The following is a 22179-nucleotide window of genomic DNA, read 5'->3' on the forward strand; positions in this document are numbered from 1 at the left end:
CAAATGGGCGAGAACGCAAGCTGGATCGGCCAGGATCTCCCACCCATTGTCAAGAGCGGTGTGGAATACTTCCTGCTCTCGTATCGTGGCCAACTCTATCTCGTACCCAACATATGCCCTCACCGTGGTGGCCCTTTGAAGTTCGGTTACATCAACGAGAAAGAGCAGATCGTCTGTCCGATGCACCATAACGCCTACTCGATCGAGCGACTGATCGCACGCGACACCACGTTGAGACTTTGCGTGGAGCCGTCATGAGCGTCCTCTATGGCCAGATCGTCTTGGAAGAGGGGTCGTTGAAACTGGCCAACGTCGTGACGGTCAGCCGTGGCCTGTTGATCGTTCCGATCCTTCTGCTGGAAAGCTATCACCACCTCGGTTACGCGATCGTGGTTTATCTGGCAGCATCGACAACCGATCTGATCGATGGCTGGCTTGCTCGGCAGTCTGGACGCGCATCGGAATATGGCGCTCGCCTTGACGCCATTGTCGACAACATTTTTTCGGTCGCCATACTGTTCTTCCTGCTCCTCTCCTATCCTGAGATTGCTTCACGCCATTCGCTGGCATTGGCAGTTCTGTTCGGCGGCCCGCTCTTGTATCTCATCGCCTCCTGGCTTCTCACTGGCAAGCTGATGATGTTCCATTTCTGGTCGGCCAAGGCCGGGGCGCTTCTCCTTTTCGCCTTGTGGCCAGTTCTTTATCTGACTGGATGGGAAGACATCATCGGACTGGCCGCAGCAGTGGTCGGCATCAGCAGGCTCGAGCAAATTGCCTACATTCTGCGTGGAGGTGCGAACCTCGACGCGCCCCACATGTTTGCGACGGTCGGAGTGCCATGAGAAATCACAGTCCCATTGCCAACAACATCGTGCCGAGGCAGGAAACGAATGCGAATGCGGTTGAACGCCTGTTTCCGCCGATCGACCTTTGCTGGGACGCAGCGTCGCCGCTAGAACGAGGCCCGATCCTTGCGGGTTCACAACCGGGACGAAACGCCATCGGAGTTCATGCCGGACCGTTCGCGCCGTACAGTGCGATCGCGATAGCATCGGGCGCATTGTCTGCGTCTCACACTCCAGACCTTGGGAATACGACGCCATCCGTCAACATCGGGCCATTCCCCCAGTGGTCCGATTCCGGCAAGATCGTCGCTCTCGATCCCTGGGGCCACCGGGTGGCTGGCGATTTTGCCCCTGAAATCGCATCAGGCCGCAAGGTCCAGCCGACAATCGCGGTGACGGACGGTCGGCTGATGATGCCGGAGATCGCCGATGCTCTGCGGGCAGGAAGGCTTGTCGCGGATGGGAGCATTGTCGACAGCCTCGGAGGGGTCCGGGTAACAAAAATCGCTATCGAGCCTGTCTGGTGGCTGCCCGGCATCGCCGACCGCCTCAACATAACGGAAACCGCCCTGCGACGTGCTTTGGTTGACGCGAGTGGAGGGATGTATCCTGATCTGGTTGCCCGCCCGGAGTTCAAGGCATTCCTCCCGCCCATCGGCGGGACCAGCGTCTATCTGTTCGGCGACCCCGCGTTGCTTGGAAAGGCGGATACGAAGATCGCCTGCCGAATTCATGACGAATGCAACGGTTCTGATGTCTTCGGATCGGACATGTGCACATGTCGATCCTATCTCGGTTTTGCAGCAGAGGAATGCGTCCGCACTGCACAGCAGAACGGGCTTGGCGTCATCGCCTACAATCGCAAGGAAGGACGTGCGCTGGGCGAGGTCGTCAAATATCTGGTCTACAATGCGCGGCGCAACGCCCGATCAGGTGACAGAGCCGACGACTATTTTTCGCGGACGGAGGAAGTGGCGGGAGTGCGCGACGTGCGATATCAGGAACTTGCCGTCGACGTGCTGCATTGGCTGGGCGTCACGCGGATCGACGCCTGGTTGTCAATGAGCAACGATAAGCGAGATGCCGTCGTTTCTGCAGGGATCGATATAGTGAAGCAGGTAGAGCTTCCCACCCGTCTGATCGGCCCTGGAGCGGCAGTGGAGATATCTGCCAAAAAGGCGGCCGGCTATTTCACCGAGACATCCGCCTGACGCTATTTTCGTTTGAACGAAAACCGTGACGTTGTCCGGATCTTGCCCTCGACTTTGTCGATGACCGTTTGCTCGAAACTGTTCTCGCCCGTCCGCTTGATCACCATCTGAGCGACACGATCTCCGTTGACTGGAGCGCCCCAAGTGACATTGAGAATAAGTTTATCGCCGCGCATAGTTCCACTTAACTGAGCGGGTCCGGTCCTGGCACCAGTATACGTTCCTGTCACGCGGTTATTGGATACCTTCGCCAAAGTCAGACCGAGGGACTGACGAAACAACAGGAATCGGCAAGTTCCATTCATTGTCGCATTCTTGGGCGAACCGCTGACCGAGACTGAACAGCCAGCGGTCACGTCTCCCAACCTCTTGAGATACGCCTGGCCCGATCCGGCCCATTTACCAGACAGATCCGCAAGGAAGTCGCGCGGGTATGCCGCCGAAGGATATGCAAGAGGCAGAAGAAGTAGAATGGCAATGTGGTGGACGCGCATGGTTACCCTCCCAAGATGGGCCAAAAACCTCCGTGATGGCGGAACGTTCCAAGTTGATGTCGCGCTGCCCGATTAAATCCTGAAGTGATCGACACATTTCGACAGCTAAGTTCCAGTCCGCACCGGGGTGCCACAGTCTTGGGACGGAACTGCCCCGTCGATTTGAATCATAGGGCCTGCGTTCAATGCTGTGCGATGGCCGTGCCTTGCCTACTGGAACCAAATCAATGCGAGTGAGTTCCATAATTTCGCGTTACGCGGCGGACGTTATTATTTTCCAGCGGCTTAAGCGGATGCGCTCACGGCGCCGACGGTTCCGATCCCTTCAAGACCTTCAATCTCAAACCTAGGTCCTCGCTCGGATTTACCGTCCTCTCATCAGCGAATTTATCTCCTTTCGCCAATCGTGCTGTAGCATGCAAGGGGGTCAGGGGTTCCTATTGGTAGGAAGTTCGCCGGGCTTTATCACCGGCATTGATCCCGTGGCCTCCGACGGAGCAATAATCTCACTGTCGCCCACCTTTGGCGGAACTAAAACACTGTTACACTCGTCAAGCTTTCCGGTGACGCTTTTGTCCTTGGCGCTGTCGGAGTCGATAGCACAGTTTTCGGTGCCGGGGGCATTCGATGTCTGTGCGGATGCCACACCCATGGAGCCAAAGGCAAGGAGGATACTAACCAGGCTCAGCCCACCAATGATTTTCGTTGGGTTTCTATAAGACATATAGTTTCCTCCTTGCGTGTGAGGGAACTTATCCAGAGCTGTCTTTGTTCCCTGTTACAATGATGGTCCCGAGGATCATCAGGTCAGGATGGTCAAAAACTTGACGTCATAGCGGATGTTGTCCAACAATCGCTTTCAACCGATAAAACGCTGCCGGCGTCGATCGACCTATGTGTGGATGTTTGCGGAACTGGAACTCTGTTCATGACATCACGTTGGCTTTGGCTTTTCTCCCAGATCATGCGCCGGATCTGGTTCCGGGCAACCCTGTTCTCCGTCCTTGCCATTGTAACAGCCCTGATCGCGATTTTCGTCAGTCCCTACATCCCCAGTGACCTTCCGACAAAGATCGGTGCGGATGCCGTCGACAACATCCTGGGCATAATTGCCTCCAGCATGCTGACGGTGACGACATTTTCATTGAGCACGATGGTGTCAGCCTATTCTGCAGCGACGAGCAACGTCACGCCACGTGCGACCAGGCTCGTTATGGAGGACAGCACGACACAGAATGTCCTGGCAACATTCGTCGGTTCGTTTCTGTTCAGCCTGGTCGGAATCATCGCACTGAGCACCGGTGCTTATGGGGAAAGCGGGCGACTGGTCCTGTTTCTCGTGACGATCGGCGTGATCATCCTGATCGTCGGCACTTTGCTGCGCTGGATCGATCATCTGTCGCGGCTTGGGCGTGTGACCGAGACCACCGAGCGGGTCGAGAAAGCGACGAGCGAGGCGATGCGCTCGCGGCGACAACGACCGTACCTCGGCTGCAAGCCGTTACGTGGCCCAAGTGCCGACATACCGGCAGACGCCCGTCCGATTTTTGTCGCGACATTTGGATACGTGCAGCACCTCGATACCGGTGCGTTATCGCGTTACGCAAAGAATGCTGGAGGACAGGTGTTTGTGTGCTCCATTCCCGGCGAACTTGTCGATCCGATCCGGCCGATCGCCTTTTCGGAGGGCATGAAGGATGAGGAACAGGAGGCATCGATCCGAAACTGTTTCTCCATCGGTCCGACCCGCTCCTTCGATCAGGACCCGCGTTTTGGCGCGTCCGTGCTGGCGGAGATTGCATCGAGGGCTCTGTCGCCAGCGATCAATGATCCTGGGACAGCGATTGACGTCATTACCCGGGCGCTGCGGGTTCTTGCCATCTGGCATGAACCGGTTGATGAGGAATTGGAGAGCGAAATCCCTTATTCCAACGTCTATGTTCCCGCGATCGAACTCGGGGACGTGTTCGACGATCTCTTCACGCCGATCGCCCGAGATGGCGCGAGCCTGGTGGAGATCTGCCTAAGATTACAAAAGACCTTCCGAACGCTTTCGGCCTTTGACAACGATCGGTATCGGGAAAACGCCACGCGCCATTCCATCGACGCTTTGGCGCGTGCCGAACTCAGGCTGGTGTTCGAAGGGGATAGACAACGCGTGAGGGATGTCGCCGAAGCGATCATCGGAGCGCACGAAAAAAAATCGGCGACGTGAAAACGCATATCTATGATGGGGACCATGAGGGATTGTGCCCTGAAACCGCCCTTGCAAAACCGGAACTTTGATCTTGGCCTTATCGATGTTTGATTTGATAGCTTTGCTTTTGACGCTTTGCGCCCTGTTTGGCTGGATCAACCGCAAGGTCTTCAAGCTGCCGCACTCGGTTGGCTTGTTGATCATGGGGCTCTTTTCGTCGCTTGTTCTCATTACCGTGGAATTCCTTTTTCCGGGCGAACCGGTTTACGACCAGGTCGTTAAAACGCTTCGCGCCGTGGACTTTTCGTCCGTGGTGATGGATGGAATGCTTGCCTTCCTGCTATTCGCCGGGGCCTTGACCGTTAATTTTGAAGACTTGCGCAAGCGAGCCTGGCCGGTCGCATATCTCGCATTTTTTGGTACCTTAATTTCGACGGCGATAGTCGGACTGTCGTTCTGGTATGCCACCAATATTCTCGGCCACCCAGTTTCTCTCGCTTGGGCACTTGCCTTCGGGGCTCTCATCAGTCCAACCGACCCTGTCGCCGTCCTCGCCGTGCTCAAGACAGTGCGCGTGCCATTGGCGCAACAGGTCGAGATGCAGGGGGAAGCTTTGTTCAACGACGGTATCGGAATCGTGCTGTTCACACTCCTGGTCAGCATCGCTTCGGCACGACATGGCGCAGAAGCGGTCGGGGTGCTCGACGTTGCAGAGTTGCTGGCATGGGAAGCTGCTGGGGGTCTGATGCTTGGTATTTCGACCGGATACATATCCTATCGGGCCATGCGCGCCATCGATGACTATCCCGTCGAAGTCCTGATCACGCTTGCGCTGGTGATGGCAACCTATGCCATTGCCCATAAGCTCGCCATGAGCGGCCCACTCGCGATGGTATCGGCGGGACTCATCATCGGGCATCGCGCCAAGAAAGATGCCATGAGCACGACGACGGAAGGCTATGTCGAAGCGCTGTGGACGCTTATTGACGAGGTCCTCAATTCCATTCTGTTCCTGTTGATCGGGCTCGAGGTGCTAGTGCTCGCGGCAAGCCTGAAGTCCCTGGTGGTTGCAGTTATCGCCATCCCCGCTGTTCTTGTGGCACGACTGGTTGCCATCTCGGCCCCTCTTTTCTTGTCGCCGTTCAAAACCAAACTGGCAGCGAGAAACGTACCGTTTTTGACTTGGGCAGGTGTGCGGGGAGGCATCTCGGTGGCGCTGGCGCTCTCGTTGCCAAGCAGTAGTGCCAAGGGCGCTATACTCGCCGCAACCTATTCTGTGGTGCTGTTCAGCATCATCGTGCAAGGCATGACGTTGGCATGGGTTGCGCAAAGGACATTGGCAAAGCCTGCAGACTAACGTCTTTCCCGGCAGCTTATCTGGGGACGAACGGTTGACGCGGGGTAACACGCGACTAGGTAACGGGAGTGAACCTTCCTTGCCGCAGTGCGTTCGTTACCGATGGATGCTGGGAGAACCAATGGCATTCACAACGACCCGATCATTTTTCCTCGCTGTCTTCGTGATGCTCGCGGCCGGCCCGCCGGCAAATGGCCAAGAACCCGCCGCATCGAGCGTGTCAGTCGAGCAGCCGGCCCAAAGCGAAAATCTAAAAAATCTGATCAAGGTTTTGCGAGATGATGCGTCGAGGCAAGCGCTTCTCGATGAGTTGGAAAAAGTTGCGTCCATTCCCGAGGCAACGACAGCCGAACCGCAGCAATCGCCGCCGGAGCTATCCATCGGCAACAGGATTGCCGCAATCACACGAAATTTTGCCCAGACGGCCGTGTACTCATCCGTCATCTTCGCCCAGCAGCTTGCCGCAGCACCCGCAACATTCGCCAACCTGAATGTTGCCGAGGGGGAGGTGCTATTGATGACGCTGAGAAATCTGGCGCTCGTCATCATCGTCACTTACGGCTGTTTTGCCGGTTTGCGCCTGGTGACACGCCGCGTTGATCGGTCATTCGGCAAGCGTGCCGTGTCGGCTGGGATCTTCGAGAAGCTATTCCTGATCGTTGCCTCCGCGCTGCTTGATATCGCCATTGTTTTGTTGGCGTGGGGGGCAGGGTATCTGGCCGCCCTGACTGTCTTCGGTGAACTCGGCCGGATGGATATTCAGCAGACCCTTTATCTGAATGCCTTCACCATCGTGCAGTTGGCGAAGGTGGTCGTCAGGACGATCGTGTCTCCCTCGACACGCGCACTGCGTCTGGTGCGGATCACCGACCAGGCCGCACGCAAGGTAAGCCGATTGCTGTCCTGGATCATCACCATTCTTGGTTATGGCCAACTTCTGCTTCAGCCAATCCTGGTTGATTCAGTCTCTCAGGCATCCGGGCAGGCGGTCTCGGGGCTCATAGCGCTTGTTGCCCTCGTCATCGCCGTTGCGGCTACGTTGTCCAACCGCAAGGTGGTATCGAGCTGGCTTATGGAAACGCCGGACCATACACCACGACACGCGCAGATGCGCTTCCTTGCCAGCCGGTGGCACTGGCCGATCCTTGCTTACCTCACTCTCCTGTTTTTCGTTGTGTTGATCGGCCCGGCCGAACGCCTGTTTAACGTCCTTATGGCCAGCGCCCAGGCATTCGGCGCGATTATTGTCGGCTTTGTTATCGCCGAATGGCTAGCCCGGGCCGTGACCAGGGGCGTAACGCTGCCGGAAAATGTCAATCAACGACTCCCCCTTCTGGAAAGGCGCGTCAACGGTCTCGTTCCGCGCTTTCTCTCCATCCTTCGGCTTGTCATCTTTGCCCTGGTCGTCAGCGCCGTGCTTTCTGCTATCGGCGTTTTCGATCTTGCGGCGCTGATCCAGTCGCGTATCGGTCTTGCCTTCACAGGTGCGATCGCATCCGTCTTCCTGATCCTGCTGCTCTCATATATTCTGTGGCTGGCGCTGACATCGTGGGTGGATTATCGCCTCAATCCGGCCTTCGGTTCGGTGGCGACGTCACGCGAAACGACACTCCTCTCGCTGCTGCGCAATGCGGCGACGATCGCCATCGTCGTGATTACACTGATGTTTTCACTGTCCCAATTGGGCCTCGATATTGCTCCGCTGCTGGCCTCGGCGGGCGTGCTTGGCCTTGCGATCGGCTTTGGTGCGCAGAAGCTCGTGCAGGACGTAATCAATGGCGTCTTTATCCAACTGGAGAATGCCATCAATGTCGGCGACGTCATCACGGTGGGAGACACGACGGGTACCGTGGAGCGTCTGACCATCCGTTCGGTCAGTCTACGTGATATTCGTGGCGCTTATCATATCATCTCGTTTTCCTCCGTGGACATGGTGACGAACCTGATGCGCGATTTCTCCTGTTACCTCGGGGATATCGGCATCGCCTACAGGGAGGATGTTGAGGAAGCGCGCTTGGCCGTCTTAGAGGCATTTGACAAAATTCGCCAGGACGAGGCAATCGACGCTATGATCCTTGGCGAGATGGAATGGTTTGGCGTGCAGGAATTGGCCGACAGCGCGGTCATCATTCGCGTGCGCGTGAAAACACGGCCGGGCATGCAATTTGCAATCGGTCGCGCCATGAATGGCGCCATCAAACAGGTGTTCGACGCACGGGGTATAGAGATTCCCTTTCCCCACCAGACGGTCTATTTCGGGATCGACAAGAACGGCGATGCACCGCCCGCTCATGTTTCCATTCGGGACCACGGGCCGCCTCGCGGCAGACGCCATCCCAGCACGGATACGCGTGCCTCGTCGGCTGCCTCCGATAGCGAGGATCTGGAGAATTGAACCCGCCTTGAAAGCAACTCCACTAGTTTTTGAGAGGTTTTGATGGCTCACGACGACGCCCACCAGACAGCAAAAATCGACCGGGGTCGGACGGCGCAGGCTCCGGGCCAAATTCCACTTCGCGGCCTGCGCGACGTATTCTGGCGAGTGGTGTCAGAGGTTTCCGCAGACCGCGTTACCCTGATCGCCGCCGGCGCGACGTATTATATGCTGTTGGCAATGTTCCCGGCCCTTGGCGCGCTCGTTTCGCTCTATGGTGTTATTTCCGACCAACTTACAATCTCACAGCACATTGTATTCCTTTCCTCGGCATTTCCCCCGGGGTCTTTCGATCTCATCCTCAGTCAACTCGACGCGCTCTCCCAACAGAAAAATTCCACACTGAGTATCGGCGTCGTTACAGGTTTTTTGGTGGCCCTTTGGAGTGCGAACAACGGCATCAAGGCACTCTTTGACGCTATGAATATAGCCTATGGGGAAACGGAAAACGAAGTTTCATCAGGCTGAATCCCCTATCCCTTGGCACACATTCGGGCGTTGATCATAGCGATCGCATTGATAACGGCGGTCGCCATCGTTCCGGCCGTTCTGGCGTACCTCTGGCTTGACCGATGGGCTGAACTGCTGGCCGCCGTCGCACGCTGGCCGGCCTTGCTCCTGCTGGTCGGAGTCGGCATCACGATGATCTGCCGATATGGACCGAGCAGAGAGCACGCGAAGTTGAGATGGCTTACCTGGGGCACCGCATTCAGCACATCGCTTTGGCTGGTCGCGTTCATCCTCTTCTCGTTCTATCTTGAGAATTTCGCCGACTACAATGCCACCTAGGGCACGCTGGGCGCTCTGATCGGCTTTATGGTCTGGATCTTGATCTCGGTAGTTATTCTAATTTTGGGGGCGGAAATCAACGCCGAGCTTGAACGCCAGACGGCCGAGGATTCAACGACCGGCGAGCCGCGCCGACTAGGGGATCGGGGGGCCTATGTCGCCGATACCATTGGGGAGGCGAAAAATTGAATTCGATGCAAGGCTGAGGCAGAATTTTGCGTGTAAACCGGAGGTTTAACCTGGTGGCCCGTCCGGTGACATCGTTTCCGGCGCAAGCAAGTGCAACAGTCTAAATCAACGAGCTGAAGTTGTGAGCGCGCATGTAAGATCGAAGGCGACCGGTAGACAAAATGCCGCCGCGCGACCAGAGGATACGCGCGACGGCAAACGACGCTCCGTTCAGGAAGCGACCGAAACTTCGCACCGGGCAAGGGGTCTCGAAGGGATTGGCTGGTCGTTTTCGGCCCGCCTTTATTGCAAATGGTTGCACTGCCACCGAAAATTCGCTTACAGCCCTCTGCGATTTACTCCGCAACGTTGCTACCGACCGGACTCGACCGACCGCACCTTTAGATGGTATTTTGGATTCCCAATTCGACGACCCGTCCCGTCGGCAACTTAAAATATTCCGTTGCATTGCTCGCATTATCAGCCAGCGCAATAAATACCCTGTCCTGCCAGAACGGCATTCCACCTTTGGCTGAAGGAATGAGGGTCCGTCGTGACAGAAAAAATGACGTCGACATGATATCGAATTTCCAGCCCAGTTTGCGCGCCAGGATCAATGCCTTGGGGATATTGGGCGTTTCCATGTAGCCGAATGTGATGATCGCGCGACTGAACTTTGGGTTGAAGCTTTCGAAGAAGATTTTTTCTTCATCAACCACGAACGGCGACGATGACGTGACGACGCTGAGAATGACGTTTTGCTCGTGCAGCACCTTGTAATGCTTCAAGCTGTGCAGAAGGGCCGTTGGCGCTCCCTCGACCTCGCTGGTCAGGAATACGGCGGTTCCGGGTATGGTCGGGAAGTCCTTTTTTGCCAGACTTCCCATCAAAGTATCAAGCGAGATCTCGTCCGCCTTCGTCCGTTTGGCCAGAAGGCGTCGACCCGACATCCAGGTTTGCATCAGGAAGGCTACAACCATTGCAACGACAATCGGCACCCAGCCTCCTTGCGTGAATTTTGCGACATTGGCCACGAAGAAACCGATGTCGATAACGATCAGAGGGACGAGGACTGCCAAGGTCACCATCAGGCTCCAGGACCAGATGCGCCGCATGACCACGAACAGAAGGATCGCTGTAATCAACATTTCCCCCGTGACCGCGATACCGTACGCAGCCGACAGGGCGCTTGAATTTCTGAAGTTGACCACCAACACGATCACGCAGATCAGAAGAAGCATATTGATCTGTGGAAGGTAGATTTGGCCGGCCTGCGTTTCCGATGTGTGCCTGACGTTGAACCGCGGCAAAAGATTGAGATGCATCGCCTGACGGATCAGGGAGTAGGCAACGGAAATCACGGCCTGGCTCGCAATGACCGTGGCAGCCGTCGCTAGAATGACCATTGGCAGGCGGGCCCATTCAGGCTGCATCTCGAAGAACGGATGTTCGACGCTTTCGGGATGCGCATATATAAAAGCACCTTGGCCAAAATAGTTGAGAAGGAGGCACGGAAAGACGAGTAGAAACCACGCAACGACAATGGGCTTTCGCCCGAAATGCCCCAGATCGACATAAAGTGCTTCCGCCCCGGTGACAGCTAAAAAGACTGCGCCGAGAATAAGGATCGCAATATCCAGATGGGAGAGCAGAAAGACAACGCCGTAATATGGGTTGAGCGCCGTGAGAATCCCGGGTGTTTCAATGATATGAAACAGCCCCGAGGCGCCCAGAGCGAGGAACCAGAAGGCCGTTATGGGGCCAAACACGACGGCAACCCGGCCTGTGCCGAAGCGTTGCACCAGAAATAGGGCAACGATGATAGACAAGGTAATGGGCACCACCCATTCCGAAAGCCTGGGCTCGACGACCTTTAATCCCTCAACAGCTGAAAGCACGGAGATCGCGGGGGTAATGATTGCGTCACCGAGGAAAAGTGACGCACCCGCGATACCCAGGACCAAAACCCAAATCGGCCGACCCGTGAAGCTTCCTCGGGCTAGTGCCATCAACGAAAGCGTGCCGCCTTCGCCCTTGTTGTCGGCTTTTAGAACAAAGCCGACATATTTAATCGTGACGACGATCGTCAGCGTCCAGACAATAAGCGAAAGGAGGCCGAGCACCTCGGAGCCGACGACAGCATCGGGAACTTGGCCGGACGCGTGCAAGGCTTCGCGAAAGGCGTAGAGCGGGCTTGTTCCGATATCCCCGTAGACCACGCCAAGTGCGCCAAGCACCAGAAGGGGAAAAGAGCCTGTTTCGCTGTGCGAACCTTGGACTTCGGGGTCGTCTGCTCGCATTTGGACTGAGGTCAAAAGTGTTCCAAAATTCTGTTGAATATTCCGAACCGCGGGCTGCGGAAGATAGGTCATAATGCTGATGGTTCTAGTTTACCGGCGTTATCGCGATGTGGTCGCGGACAGGACAGCCTGACAGGTCACGAGCAAGCTGGAGCGCGATTTCTCTTATCTCAGGCGTCGGAGCCGTACCGCCTAGTACAAGGCCTGACCCGCTCTGGCTTACGTCAATTGCAGCATCGTCAAGCTCGATCATATAGGCGAGGGCAGACGAAACAGATGCAATGACGGCGGAAAAGCGAATACCCGTCGCCGGCGACGGTGAAAACGCACTGCTGAACATGTTGGTTTGCTCCTTGGTTGCCGCAGGAGACTTTCTAGAATTTTGTTCATCTCCCGTTCATATTGGCATTGTTCGCCGGTCAAGTCACCCGTTCTATCGGCGCCTGTCGGCGGACGCTAAGGATGGTCACTGGGGAGAACGGTTTCCTTTGCCAACGCCTTCAGCGTATTTGAACCCGCGCCGTGCAAATATGCGGTCATCAGGATCGACGCGAGTTCCTTTGCTTTGTGTCCGTCGGCGGATATCTGGCGTTCCCCGCACTCCTCGTCGAGAACATCCCGCAACATCTCAAGCGCCGCTTTCGAAACGAATTCGTGTTGATGGACCATCATACCTCCTAAACAGGCCGGATTAGCGAAACGGTCTCCGCCACCGGCTGCATACCATTGCGTGCTTCGGCTGCCTTCACGCCGCCAGGGGTGAGATTAAAACGACCTCCCGCATCACACAGCGATAGGTCAAAAACCAGCTGCAGTGACGCCAGTCATATCTTTATTTATGTCACGACATGATCTATATCGTCAATGGTCGTTGCGCTCACTGCTCGCGGCTGACATCCGGTACATCGCTGTTGTGCAGACTGGAATTATAAAAATTTACTTTGGGTTATGCAGTGAATCTAGCCACGTCACCGAAGTCTAAAACGGAACAGGGGTTATCGCGTTTTGAATCAGAAAAACACAATTTCCGCAACATCTCGCGCTGAACCCATGAACTTAGAGGCCAAGCATATTGCACGCCAGTTCGGGTTGTCGGTTGTGGAACTGGAACGGTATTGTCATCGGGGTGCAATATCGGTGAGTTCAAGCCAGAAAGCCGGCATGAGGCACATTGAATATCGCCTCGGCAATCGCGTGTGGCAGGCGATCACTGATGATCACGGACGGCTGCTTTACGAGGAAACCAAGTTTCCCAGAGGAAAACGAGCGAGCCAAAATCGGAGTCGATGAGGGCGACACGCGTTTCTGTAAGAGGCTGCCTCAAAAAGAGGTGGGTGATTTCAGTAGGTTATGATTCCTTCGGATTTGCAAAGATTCGATGGAGTTCACGATGGCCTGGACCAAAATCACCCGTCGGCAATATGCCCGGCGGACGGCACGCTACGCAAGCGATATGACGGAGCGAGAATGGGAGTTGGTCAGACCTTTTCTGCCGATACCCCGCCGCCTGGGTCGTCCCCGGACTACAGATTTGCGCGAGGTCGTAAACGCTCTGCTCTACATCGCCACGACCGGTTGCCAGTGGCGAATGCTGCCGAAGGATTTCCCACCCTGTTCAACCGCCCAGCGCTATTTCTACGAATGGAGGGCGCTGGGGCTTTGGACACGCATCAACCATTACCTGGTAATGGAAGCACGCGAACTTGAAGGCAAAGAGGCGAGCCCTACTGCAGGTGTCATCGATAGCCAGAGCGTCAAAACCACGGAAAGCGGCGGTATCCGGGGCTATGACGCGGGCAAGAAGACCAAAGGCCGCAAGCGCCATATCATCGTCGACACACTCGGGTTGATGGTCGGTCTCATGGTGCACAGCGCCGACATACAGGATCGCGATGGCGCTCCTGATCTCCTGAAATCCATCCGCCACAGGTGGCCATGGTTGCTGCACGTCTTTGCCGATGGTGGCTATGCGGGCGAAAAGCTGAGGCGGCGGCTGGATAAGATCGGACGCTGGACGGTCGAGATCATCAAGCGCAGCGACAAGGCGAAAGGCTTCGAAATTCTGCCACGTCGATGGGTGGTCGAGCGGACCTTCGCGTGGCTGGGTAGATGCCGGAGATTGGCAAAAGACGTTGAAAGGTCCATCGCCTCTGCCGAGGCATGGATCATGATTGCACACATTCGCCTTATGACCCGCCGCATTGCAACGTATTGCGATTACTGAGACCTTTTCGAATCCGACTCTAAGGCATGTGCGGTTCACTCTTGGCAGAACGGCGCGAACACTCGCAACGCTATTTTGATTTTCGAATCGCGTGTGCGCCGTGCTGCGTGCGCAGCAACTTGTCAAGCATCGATAAAACGTCGAGCAGGGAAGAGCCGTTTCTGATCTCTGTTGCAATCCGCCGCTCCCACAAAGCAAGCTGCGCATTCGACCAGGACATCGTTATTGTCTGCTCCATGCCAAAGCGCCTCAATTCCAAGTTTACCGAAGAGATCAGTTAACTCTTCTCTCGCGGAAGGCCGTCTTCGCTCTCCAGCCATCCGAGTTCTCTACATTTTTGCTCACCCGCCGCAATTGCAGCAGCTTGATTGGCAAATGGTCCTGCCAAGTCAATCAAGTTGCCGCGGAATATAATCAACGCTCGCTTGCCAACAACGTCGAAAATAATCTGTATACCGGCTTCATATTTCATCAATTCCCCGCATCAAACCAGGCATAGGATCCAATGAAAAGCCGCCGAGACATCTCCATTTTTTCCATTCCCACGAACACACCTTTGCTTCACGAAGCGATAGGTCGGCGATCGTCGGTCAGGTATCACTTGCGATAGTGACCGGAAGCTCTTTCATACGAATGAGCTCTTTGACGCAATACGCCGCAGCACTTGGACCAAGATCCTCGGCGCCCTTAATCGTACTCCAGCCCCCGTCTTCGATGAACTTGCTTCTGTCCCAGTTCGCGGTGTTCCTCAACGTTTCCAAATTTTTCGCGGCTCCTTCAGCCGAAATGAACCGTTCAACGCAGATGCCGGCGGCAACGTCGTTTCGCGCTTGTCGGGCCGCCATTTCGGCCATTACAGAGGCACGGCCACCTGTCTGCCAGCCAGCACCGGCGAACCCGATCGCCATCGTGAGCAGCGATGCGCCGATCGTCGACCATAACCAAACCTTTTTCGACGGACGGTATGCGCTCCAGCGGCTTGAAAATGTCTCGCTCACGAACTCCACTCCCTGAACATTTTCCAATCCACCATTTATATCACGCCATGATATAGAATGCCGCGTGGACATCAAACACGTTTTGTTGATTAGGCAGAGAGAAAGCAACAGGCTCTCTTAAGGCGCGGGGTCAATGCGTTACAGAAGCTTGGCCAGGCGTCGCAGTCTAGCAAGGGATTCTGCCAACAGCGGTTCGTGCAGAAGCATTTCGCGAACATGTCCCAGCGCCAATTCTTCGAGAAGGCTTTGCCCCTCAGGCGTGAGCCCGACAAACACGCTTCGTTTGTCCTTCGTTGCCTGTGTCCTTTTGACGAGGCCCGCGACGACCATTCGATCGACAAGCTGCACTGCTCCATTCGGCTGCAGAAGCATCTGGCGCGCCAGATCCTTCATGGTGACTTCACTTTGAGGCGCCACCTTTATCGCCAGCAATGCTTGGTATTGTTGAGATGTGATCCCGGCCGCCGTCACTGTCGTCTCGCTATAGGCAAAGAAGTGCCTCATAGCCAACCGGAAGCCTGCCAAGCCTTCGTAAACACCAGGATCCAGGGTCGATTCTTCGTGGTGCTGACCGGCACTGCCAAGCGTCGTTTGGTCAGCAATGTCCTTTTCATTGGCCGCTTGGGGCAGGACGCCGGTGGTATTTCGTGATCCTGAAACGCTTCGACTGGGTTTGGGCATCCATGTATCCTTGCAACTATGTCATGTCATGATATAGTGCGGTTTGGCTCGGGAGGGGAGCTGCGATCGCACCAAGCTTATTTCAATGAGCCAGCTAAGCTGTGGTAACCAACCGTCCGGGAAGGGATGGAGTACAACAGTGGGCTTATCTGGAGCTTGGCGCGGTCGCGACATCACCTTTGAGCGGTAGAGCTAATTTCGAAATTGCGCGGGCATTGTGGCGGCATCTGGTTCAATTGTCTTCCTACCGATTAAAAGTCTGGCCTCGCCGACGACTCTTGTGAAAAGAGGCAAACATCCGGCCTGAACCAAGGGAGAGGTGACATGAAAACGGTTCCAATGCTTTTTCTTGGATTAATTGCACTTTGCGCATCGGGTCGTACAGCCGATGTCGCCTCCCTCTCTGGAAGACCCGTCAGCGAGTCGGCATTGACCCAATCAGAGAAAGCTCCCGAACCAGCAAGATATATTCGCGATGTCGAAGGAAAGACCGTCCGGCTTGTCGGGCGGCGGTTTTAGACTAATCCGGAAAAAACGCTCGATTTCCCCGGGCGGGATGAAACAAAACCTGCGGCATACTAGGGCAGATATGATTGTGCGAGACTTTGCTAATCCATGGCATGCCTTAACCCGGGACATACAGTTGAGCGTTTGGCAAGATGGGAAACTGGTGCGCAAACCGGTGCTTCTGTCAATCATCGGCATGCGCGAAGCGCTGCTTCAGGCGTCTGACTTCGACGAGGCAAAAGTCAACCTCATCTGCAAGAACGTCGAAAACCATGGCAATTGCTCGATGGGAGCCGGCGACGGATTGATCTATAGACTGGCGAAGGTGCTGGCTTCCTAAATTAGTCGCGCTACCGGATGGCTTCTTCATCCCGCTGCGAAAATCTACCGCTGGCTCTATCGCTAGAGGTTGTGGTGAACTTTAGATCTCGAATAGAAAATCGCCGAGCGTAACCTCGTCAGAATTGGGTGACGGCACGTCTGCGGCCCCCTTGTGGCCAAGCAAAAGGTCAAGTTCCTCCCTATCGCTGCCAAATTGCTTCAACACCCGCTCGGCCTCTTGGGGACTGAGGGAGTATTCTTCGACAAGGTCGTCCACGACCTAGTCGTCTATTAGCTCATTTTCGATGTGCATCTGCTTTTCTCCTTTATATGAGAATGGCCACGCCGCCAAAGAGTTCCAGCATATATAGGACGGACAAAGCGTCCCGCCTTTCAAATCGGGGCAGCATTAAATCGTGGCAACGACCGTCAGTCGACCCACGCTTGACCAGAAATCGGCAGCGACTAGCCGTCAAGATGTGTGCTTGCCATTGTCTCTTTCGCACGCCTGGCGCGGATCGCCGCAGCGATGAATACACGCGACAGCCCATGATACAGTGGCTCACGCGATAGAAGACGCGATGTGCCAAAGCCGATCATCGACACCGCCATGATCGATATCACGGCATCGTGGTCTCCCGTCATTTCGAGGATAATGACGAAAGCCGTCATTGGAGCCTGGACGACACCTGCAAAGTACCCTGCCATGCCGAGTATCGCAGCAAGCGCTATGCTGGCTCCCATCATCGAGCCGATTGTGCTGCCAAGACCGGCGCCGATTGATAGCAAGGGTGCGAAAATGCCGCCGGGAATTCCCGACACCATAGACGCGAAGCTGGCAAAGACTTTTTCGACGAAGAAGAGGGTGGGCAATGGCTGCCCCTCAATCGCACTGCGTGCCTGTTCGTAACCAGTCCCAAAGGTGTTCCCGCCTGACACAATCCCGATCAACGCGACTGCGATACCACAGCCGAAGGCAAGAAGGACCATTCGCTTTACAGGAGCTTAATGCGCCCAGCGCCGGATACGGGCTCCGACGAATAGTGCAAACCCGCTGAAGGCGGCACCAAGCGCACCACCACATGTACCACACGCCACTACGAGCGCCCAATCGACGAACTGTGAAGGAGCGGCCGACGCCGTCCCAAAGTAGTTGTAACTTCCCGATAGACCCAGCGCAGCCAATCCGGACAGAATGACAGCTGTTAGCACCAATCCATTCGTTCGGGATTCGTATGTTCGGCTCATCTCTTCAATGGCAAAGACAACACCCGCGAGCGGTGTATTGAAGGCCGCTGCAATTCCTGCGGCCGATCCGGCTAGAATAAGACCGCGGGTGTGCGCCATTCCGCCGAACCGCGCAACCGCAAGCATGAACGATGCTCCGACTTGAACTGTCGGACCCTCAGGCCCAATCGAGGCTCCAGACAGAAGGCCAAGGATCGTCAAAACAATTTTACCAAAGGCGAGCCGAAGCGACAAAAGCCGCACCCGGTCATCATCATCGCGCTAATGTCGCGCGGCGATTGCCTGCGGTATTCCGCTTCCCTGGGAGTTAGGAAAGAAACGGGCAGCGAGATAGGCAGACAATGCGAAACCCAACGGCGTGATGATCATGGGCAACATGAAGGCCCATTCGCCGGAGGATGTAAGATCGGCAAAGAGGCTTTGAGAGAAATCAGCCAGTTTAGCGAATACGACGCTGACGACACCGATCGCAAAAGCGCCAGTCCAGAAGACCAGCCGTGGTTTTCATATTCTGGTGGAGCCCCAAACGGCCCTTGAACGCCGCAGAAGCTTTAGTTTTCGATAGGCAGGTGGCATTTTGGTTCGCTCGGGGAATGCTTCGCTGGCTGCGTGAAGCAGATAATTTCAGCTAAGCCGCTTCGGTTCTATGCAAGGGTGTAGCACAGCTTGCATACTCGTGTGCGCATCTCGCACATCCGGTTATCCACGGCACACAACGCCAAAAACTTACTCTGCGGTTTTCCAATCAGGATTGTCCTGGCAATTTTCGATCAGGAACTGGCGGCTGTCATCGTCGCGCCCGAGCGTGCATTCGCCTGTCAAAGCAAAGTTTCGACAGGTTAGATTGACTTTCTTGCGTGGTCTGAAAGTGAAGATAGATCAGCACCTTAAACTAAATTAGCGCGCCTAAATACGACATTTTTGTGGTTTTTCAACCTAAGGTGCCTAGACGGATCGCCCTTTGGTTGCGTTAATTGAGAGGTCGGGCGAGGGTGCTCGGCTTATTTAAGTACGTAAAAATAAGCCCCGCTCGGTGGACACTCGAGCGGGGCCCAACCTCTGCTGCAGCATTGTACAGTTTTTCGCACTGCGCAATCCCTAGATTTTCGCCTATACCGTCAGTGTATTTTGCTTCCACTGGGGGCTAAAGCCAGCACGGGCAACCGACTACGATCAGTTTGTGTGCTTTTCGTCGATCATCGTACAAGCATTCCGACAGGGACATGTGCCTTGTGTTTTGCCCAATCGCTAGGTCGTAGGCTTAATGTTTACATGGCCGGGTCATTTCCAAGAATTCAGGAATGTTCACGTGCCGCAAGATACGCGACGCGCAAGCCGAAGACATTAGCGGGCCACCCTGATGTCGCTTGCTACCGTATTCCTGCCCGTCGTTGGATCCTTGTCGGTCGTGCGGAGCCTTAGGCCAGCATTTCCGATCTTCTCAATGGTCATCTCGGCGACAAGGTCATCGTTAATGTCCCGGCTCCACCGGACGGTTGGCGGAGTTTTGGCCTGGAACATTCGCCGATGCAATCTGTTTGCAGATGCCAGCAGGGCATGGAGCGCGATAAGCATATTTGACGGCCGCAAATGTGTAACGCTCTCGTTAGAGTATGTTCGGCCCCTGGGCGCTGGCTGAGTAATAGTCTTCTCTTCAGTTGTGTTCCGGCGCGGTGGTCATCAGTGTGGTTTCAGTCGACGCTGTCAGCGCAAGATAACGCTCCAACTGTGCCAGGACGTCTGCGATGATCTGATCCTTGCTCATCCCCATAATATCGTAGCCACGACTACCGTCTGTAAACGAGGTTCGCGCCTCATGGCGTAGCTCCATGTTGGTCGCTTCGAACGCAGTGTAAGCCGGCAACTTGCGAGTTGCAGGTTGAACCGCGTAGGCAAAATCGCGAACGCGTTCCGCAGGGACGGAAAGACTGACAGCGCATGCCTCATCTACCGACTGCACAGTCGCGATACGACCGCCGCGCGTCAACTCTTCTGCGACCGCTTGAAGCGCGGGTTTCACGACACTCTCAATGAATTTGGCGACGTCGCGTTCATCCGGCGCATTGAGGGCGAGAGCGAGCCGGCGCTGCCACGTGATCCCCGCTGCAGGTTGCGCTGCAGAATACGTTGGGCCGGTGAGAGCCGCGTGTTGCGCAACGTCGGCACGCATACCCTTGAACAATCCGACAAGTAGAGCCATCATGACGAAAACAAACGGCAGTGCTGAAGCGATCGTCGCCGACTGCAGTGCGGAAAGCCCACCGGTTAAAAGCAGAACAATGGCCACAAGCCCTTCAAGGGAACACCAGAATATTCGCTGCGCTGTGCCCGTATTCGTCTCTCCGCCAGCCGCAATTGTATCAATGACTAGTGATCCGGAATCCGAGGATGTTACGAAGAATATCGCAACCAGCGCGACGGCAAGCGTCGAGGTAATAGCCGGAAATGGCAGATACTGGAAGAACTGGAACAGGCCAACCGATATGTCTTGAGAGATGGCGCGACCAAGGTCTCCGGCCGCCACGCCTTGGTCGATTTCCATGGCGGTATTGCCGAATACGGTCATCCAGAAAAAGGTAAATGTGGTTGGAACGAATAAGACCGCTACGACGAATTCGCGTACCGTCCGCCCACGTGAGATGCGCGCGATAAACATGCCGACAAAAGGCGACCACGAAATCCACCAAGCCCAGTAGAACAAGGTCCACGAGTCGATCCACGGCGTTGGTTCATACGCATAGATGTTGAAGGTTCGAAGCAGAAACGTGTCGAGGTAAAGTCCGATATTTTGAACGAAGTCTCGCATCAGTTGCGATGTCGGGCCCACGACCAGAACAAACACCATAAGTGCAACTGCGACAATCAGGTTCAGCTCGCTGAGAATGCGGACGCCCTTATCGAGCCCGCTCACGACCGAAACCGTTGCAATAGCGGAGATGGCGACAATTAGAATGGATTGCACAACTGCGGATACGGGTACGCCGAGCAGGAAGTTCAAGCCGGCATTGATTTGCAGCACTCCAAATCCGAGAGACGTCGCGATACCGAAGAGCGTCCCACAGATCGCAAAGATATCGACCATGTGACCGATAGGACCGTTAATACGCTCCTTCAAGAGCGGATAGAGTCCCGAACGAATGGTCAGTGGCAGATTATAGCGATACCCGAAGTATGCCAGCGACAGACCGACCACTGAGTAGATAGCCCACGCGTGGATACCCCAGTGAAAGAACGTTATGCTCATGGCTTCTCGTTTTGCAGCAATCGTCAGCGGGTCGGCTTGCGGCGGAGCAGCGAAGTGGGTCATCGGTTCCCCGACGGCGAAGTACATGAGTCCAATACCCATGCCTGCGGCAAAGAGCATGGCGACCCAGGACACGTATCGAAACTCCGGCTGTGAATCGTCCGGCCCCAGTTTCAGGTCGCCGTAGCGACCGAAGGCAAGAATCAGTATCCCGAACAGGAATATCCCTACTGCCAAGAGGTAGAGCCATCCGAAGGATGCAAGGATCGACGCCTGCAATGCGCCGAAAATGGCCTCGGCTCTTCCAGGGAAGATCGCGGCCACGGCGACGAAGAGCAATATGATCGTAACGGATCCGAAGAATACGGGCGGGTTAATTGTAAACTTGAACATCATCGTCCTTTAGCATTTCGAACGCTGCCGACCAAGTCGCCTAAAAAATGTAGAATCTTTTCAAGTTTGTAAAAAGGCGATAGGGTCGAGGACGAACAACAGTGGCAGGCAAGAGTCCATGGCGAACGGATCTGCGAGCGCGCCTTTTGTGCGCCTGGCCTATAATGAGTTTAGACTTCGTTTTGTTCGTCGCGTCGTTGGAGACATTGAGGCTGATCGTGTTGTCTACGGTCTTCGGGCGCGGGACTATGCGATGCGGGTCGCTCACTCATATTGGATAGCATCTCTTCAAGATCAGCGTTCACCCGAGGCTTGGGCAGAGGACGACATCGCGTTTTGGCCATTCGAACACGGAGTATAGGAGTACGTTCCGGTTTGGCAGCGGGAAATTGCGGGTACGGTGGCGTGAGCACAAACGAGGGGCCGCTTTCGATGCGAAGGCGATGTTTGGGGCAGTGCTTCAGATGCTTATGCGCCGTTAACAAGGAGAGGCTGAAACAGCCGATTGAAACGAGCCGCATCCCGGGCCTCCGCACTGACGCCTCGAATGTCTCCTTTTCGCTTCGGCAGTCTTAGCAGCGTTCGGTCCGCTGGCGGCCCAACCTAGTCTAGCCAATCTAAACAGGTTAAATTTTGACCCGTCTATAGACTCCGCGCGAACGGAACTGGGCGGACGGTTCGTTTCAAAACGTAGGAGCGTCCGCTGTCCCAGCGGCAAAGCAGATCGGCTGGAGCTAGCTGAGAAAGTCAGGTGCTTGCTGTGTACAA

17 protein-coding genes and 2 pseudogenes are annotated in these 22179 nt (G+C 55.5%); 9 read left to right on the forward strand and 10 right to left on the reverse strand.

Going from position 1 to position 22179, the window contains the following annotated elements:
• Positions 1 to 3: 3 nt before the first annotated feature.
• From ACSQ3J_RS30040 to ACSQ3J_RS30050, 3 genes are read left to right on the forward strand one after another with little or no spacing between them, the layout of a single operon-like run.
• Positions 4 to 258, forward strand: coding sequence for a Rieske (2Fe-2S) protein (locus ACSQ3J_RS30040; RefSeq protein ID WP_436041001.1), 255 nt, complete (start codon positions 4 to 6; stop codon positions 256 to 258).
• Complete coding sequence (locus ACSQ3J_RS30045) at positions 255 to 842, forward strand: CDP-alcohol phosphatidyltransferase family protein (RefSeq protein ID WP_436041002.1); 588 nt, start codon at positions 255 to 257, stop codon at positions 840 to 842. Before ACSQ3J_RS30040 ends, ACSQ3J_RS30045 begins: the two co-directional genes overlap by 4 nt.
• Positions 839 to 2056, forward strand: coding sequence for a GTP cyclohydrolase II (locus ACSQ3J_RS30050; RefSeq protein ID WP_436041003.1), 1218 nt, complete (start codon positions 839 to 841; stop codon positions 2054 to 2056). The genes ACSQ3J_RS30045 and ACSQ3J_RS30050 overlap by 4 nt, the downstream gene beginning before the upstream one ends.
• Positions 2057 to 2058: 2 nt before the next feature.
• Here ACSQ3J_RS30050 and ACSQ3J_RS30055 read toward each other — a convergent pair whose 3' ends face one another.
• Positions 2059 to 2550, reverse strand: a complete 492-nt coding sequence (locus ACSQ3J_RS30055; RefSeq protein WP_436041004.1) for a hypothetical protein — start codon at positions 2548 to 2550, stop codon at positions 2059 to 2061.
• Positions 2551 to 2977: 427 nt separating this feature from the next.
• Positions 2978 to 3274 carry a hypothetical protein gene (locus ACSQ3J_RS30060; protein ID WP_436041005.1) on the reverse strand — a complete coding sequence of 99 codons (297 nt, stop codon included), beginning with the start codon at positions 3272 to 3274 and terminating at the stop codon, positions 2978 to 2980.
• 204 nt (positions 3275 to 3478) lie between these two features.
• On the opposite strand from ACSQ3J_RS30060, the gene ACSQ3J_RS30065 reads away from it, so the two are divergent.
• The 4 genes and pseudogenes from ACSQ3J_RS30065 (at position 3479) to ACSQ3J_RS30080 (ending at position 9327) form a co-directional block, all read left to right on the forward strand.
• Complete coding sequence (locus ACSQ3J_RS30065) at positions 3479 to 4765, forward strand: DUF2254 domain-containing protein (RefSeq protein WP_436041006.1); 1287 nt, start codon at positions 3479 to 3481, stop codon at positions 4763 to 4765.
• A gap of 85 nt (positions 4766 to 4850) precedes the next feature.
• The gene (locus tag ACSQ3J_RS30070; RefSeq protein ID WP_436041007.1) at positions 4851 to 6104 is read left to right on the forward strand and encodes a cation:proton antiporter; all 1254 of its coding nucleotides are present in this window, start codon (positions 4851 to 4853) and stop codon (positions 6102 to 6104) included.
• 121 nt (positions 6105 to 6225) lie between these two features.
• Positions 6226 to 8499 (forward strand): mechanosensitive ion channel domain-containing protein, encoded by a 2274-nt coding sequence (locus ACSQ3J_RS30075; protein WP_436041008.1) that lies wholly within the window; start codon positions 6226 to 6228, stop codon positions 8497 to 8499.
• Positions 8500 to 8541: 42 nt separating this feature from the next.
• Positions 8542 to 9327 (forward strand): annotated as a pseudogene (locus tag ACSQ3J_RS30080) (YihY/virulence factor BrkB family protein).
• A 569-nt stretch (positions 9328 to 9896) separates the two neighbouring features.
• Here the strand turns inward: ACSQ3J_RS30080 and ACSQ3J_RS30085 are convergent.
• Together ACSQ3J_RS30085 and ACSQ3J_RS30090 are read right to left on the reverse strand one after the other, a co-directional pair.
• Complete coding sequence (locus ACSQ3J_RS30085) at positions 9897 to 11795, reverse strand: potassium transporter Kup (protein ID WP_436041015.1); 1899 nt, start codon at positions 11793 to 11795, stop codon at positions 9897 to 9899.
• Between the two features lie 456 nt (positions 11796 to 12251).
• Positions 12252 to 12467 (reverse strand): hypothetical protein, encoded by a 216-nt coding sequence (locus tag ACSQ3J_RS30090; RefSeq protein WP_436041009.1) that lies wholly within the window; start codon positions 12465 to 12467, stop codon positions 12252 to 12254.
• Positions 12468 to 13185: 718 nt separating this feature from the next.
• On the opposite strand from ACSQ3J_RS30090, the gene ACSQ3J_RS30095 reads away from it, so the two are divergent.
• On the forward strand, positions 13186 to 14019 hold the full coding sequence (locus ACSQ3J_RS30095) for an IS5 family transposase (protein WP_436041016.1): 834 nt from the start codon (positions 13186 to 13188) through the stop codon (positions 14017 to 14019).
• 70 nt (positions 14020 to 14089) lie between these two features.
• Here the strand turns inward: ACSQ3J_RS30095 and ACSQ3J_RS30100 are convergent, their stop codons facing one another.
• The 4 genes from ACSQ3J_RS30100 to ACSQ3J_RS30115 all read right to left on the reverse strand — a co-directional run bounded on the left by ACSQ3J_RS30100 (position 14090) and on the right by ACSQ3J_RS30115 (position 15698).
• Positions 14090 to 14257, reverse strand: a complete 168-nt coding sequence (locus ACSQ3J_RS30100) for a hypothetical protein (RefSeq protein WP_436041010.1) — start codon at positions 14255 to 14257, stop codon at positions 14090 to 14092.
• A 39-nt stretch (positions 14258 to 14296) separates the two neighbouring features.
• Positions 14297 to 14491, reverse strand: a complete 195-nt coding sequence (locus ACSQ3J_RS30105; protein ID WP_436041011.1) for a hypothetical protein — start codon at positions 14489 to 14491, stop codon at positions 14297 to 14299.
• A gap of 118 nt (positions 14492 to 14609) precedes the next feature.
• Complete coding sequence (locus ACSQ3J_RS30110; RefSeq protein ID WP_436041012.1) at positions 14610 to 15017, reverse strand: hypothetical protein; 408 nt, start codon at positions 15015 to 15017, stop codon at positions 14610 to 14612.
• Between the two features lie 138 nt (positions 15018 to 15155).
• Entirely contained in the window at positions 15156 to 15698 is a 543-nt protein-coding gene (locus ACSQ3J_RS30115) for a MarR family winged helix-turn-helix transcriptional regulator (RefSeq protein ID WP_436041013.1), read from the reverse strand.
• 643 nt (positions 15699 to 16341) lie between these two features.
• On the opposite strand from ACSQ3J_RS30115, the gene ACSQ3J_RS30120 reads away from it, so the two are divergent.
• On the forward strand, positions 16342 to 16545 hold the full coding sequence (locus tag ACSQ3J_RS30120; RefSeq protein ID WP_436041014.1) for a hypothetical protein: 204 nt from the start codon (positions 16342 to 16344) through the stop codon (positions 16543 to 16545).
• Positions 16546 to 16991: 446 nt separating this feature from the next.
• Here ACSQ3J_RS30120 and ACSQ3J_RS30125 read toward each other — a convergent pair.
• Together ACSQ3J_RS30125 and ACSQ3J_RS30130 are read right to left on the reverse strand one after the other, a co-directional pair.
• Positions 16992 to 18350: pseudogene (locus ACSQ3J_RS30125) on the reverse strand (chloride channel protein).
• Between the two features lie 1078 nt (positions 18351 to 19428).
• Positions 19429 to 21411: a BCCT family transporter gene (locus tag ACSQ3J_RS30130; protein WP_436041017.1), complete on the reverse strand. Its 1983-nt coding sequence runs from the start codon at positions 21409 to 21411 to the stop codon at positions 19429 to 19431.
• Between the last annotated feature and the right edge of the window lie 768 nt (positions 21412 to 22179).

The organism is Rhizobium sp. LjRoot98, assembly GCF_964252935.1.
Taxonomy (GTDB): Bacteria; Pseudomonadota; Alphaproteobacteria; order Rhizobiales; family Rhizobiaceae; genus Pararhizobium.